This window comes from Massilia rhizosphaerae, from assembly GCF_016093545.1.
In the GTDB taxonomy this organism is placed as follows: domain Bacteria; phylum Pseudomonadota; class Gammaproteobacteria; order Burkholderiales; family Burkholderiaceae_D; genus Telluria; species Telluria rhizosphaerae.
The window spans coordinates 1-1074 of record NZ_JADKYX010000051.1; the positions used below are offsets into that span (position 1 = coordinate 1).

General features: G+C 56.6%; 2 protein-coding genes. Both read left to right on the forward strand.

Annotated elements, in window-relative coordinates; translation table 11 throughout:
- Positions 1 to 64 precede the first annotated feature (64 nt).
- Complete coding sequence (locus ISF28_RS30205; RefSeq protein WP_198120876.1) at positions 65 to 529, forward strand: helix-turn-helix domain-containing protein; 465 nt, start codon at positions 65 to 67, stop codon at positions 527 to 529.
- A complete protein-coding gene (locus ISF28_RS30210; RefSeq protein WP_198120877.1) occupies positions 505 to 1065 on the forward strand; it encodes an IS630 family transposase in 561 nt (186 codons plus the stop codon). The genes ISF28_RS30205 and ISF28_RS30210 overlap by 25 nt, the downstream gene beginning before the upstream one ends.
- Positions 1066 to 1074: the final 9 nt, after the last annotated feature.

Here is a 1074-nt window from a genome sequence, read left to right on the forward strand (position 1 = left end):
TTGCTAAGTAGTCGCCCAATTTTTGCTGTCAAAGTTGAATTGATCACGCAGCAGGGGTTGGGCGATGAAGCACTTGGAGCTGTCCGAGGACGAGCGGCGCACGCTGCGTGAGATGGGCGTGTTCCACCCGCATGCTCGCACGCGGATGCGGGCGCAGGGAATTTTGCGGTTGAGTCAGGGATTGACGCTGCAGAAAACGGCAGACGAATTCGGAGTGCACCTGAACAGCGTCGAGCAGTGGCGGCAACGCTGGAACAAGCTTGGTCTGGCCGGATTGTACGAGGGACGTCATACCGGTCGGCCCAGGAAATGGACACCCCAACAGCAGCAGGCTCTTGGCGCGTTGGCCCATTCCGAGGGCGGAAGCGTGGGGGCACTGTTGCGCGAAATTGCACAATGCCGGGACCATGCGCCGATCAGTGAAAGCACAGCTAAACGGTATCTCAAGGAGATGAATTTCACGTACAAGCGCTATCGGTACGGTTTAAAAAAAAGCGAAATCAGGTGGCGTTCGAGCGCGCCAGAGTAGTGATCAACGCGCTGGCCAAGCTCGACCACGAACAGCGGTGCGAGTTGCTGTACTTCGACGAATCAGGCTTCAGTCCAAATCCTCCTGTGCAGTACGGCTGGGGCAGGATCGGCCAGACCCGGGCCGTCGAACCGCTCGCGCACCGACAGCGCGTGAATGTGCTTGGGGCCTTGCGTCATGACGGTCAACTGATTTGGAATACTCAGCAGCGACCGACGGCACGCGACGATGTAATCGCATTCTTCGATCAGATTGCGCTCCAGTCTCACTCGGTTCCACGCATCGTCGTGATCGACAATGCCGGTATTCACAAGGGCGATCCGATGGAGAAGAAGCGGCGCCAGTGGGCCAAACACGGGCTGTATCTGTACTATTTGCCTCCTTATAGCCCGGAACTCAATCGGATTGAGATCTTGTGGAAGCATGCCAAGCACTTCTGGCGCCGCTTCGTTGCCAGGAACGGCGCGGATTTGCTCGACGAAATTCAATCCTTGATGAGAGGCTTCGGCAGCAAGTTCACGATAAATTTTGCATGACTACTTAGT

What these genes read in the sequence shown, in the direction of transcription:
- ISF28_RS30205 (WP_198120876.1), top strand. Translation starts at nt 65, where the DNA reads ATGAAGCACTTGGAGCTGTCCGAGGACGAGCGGCGCACGCTGCGTGAG.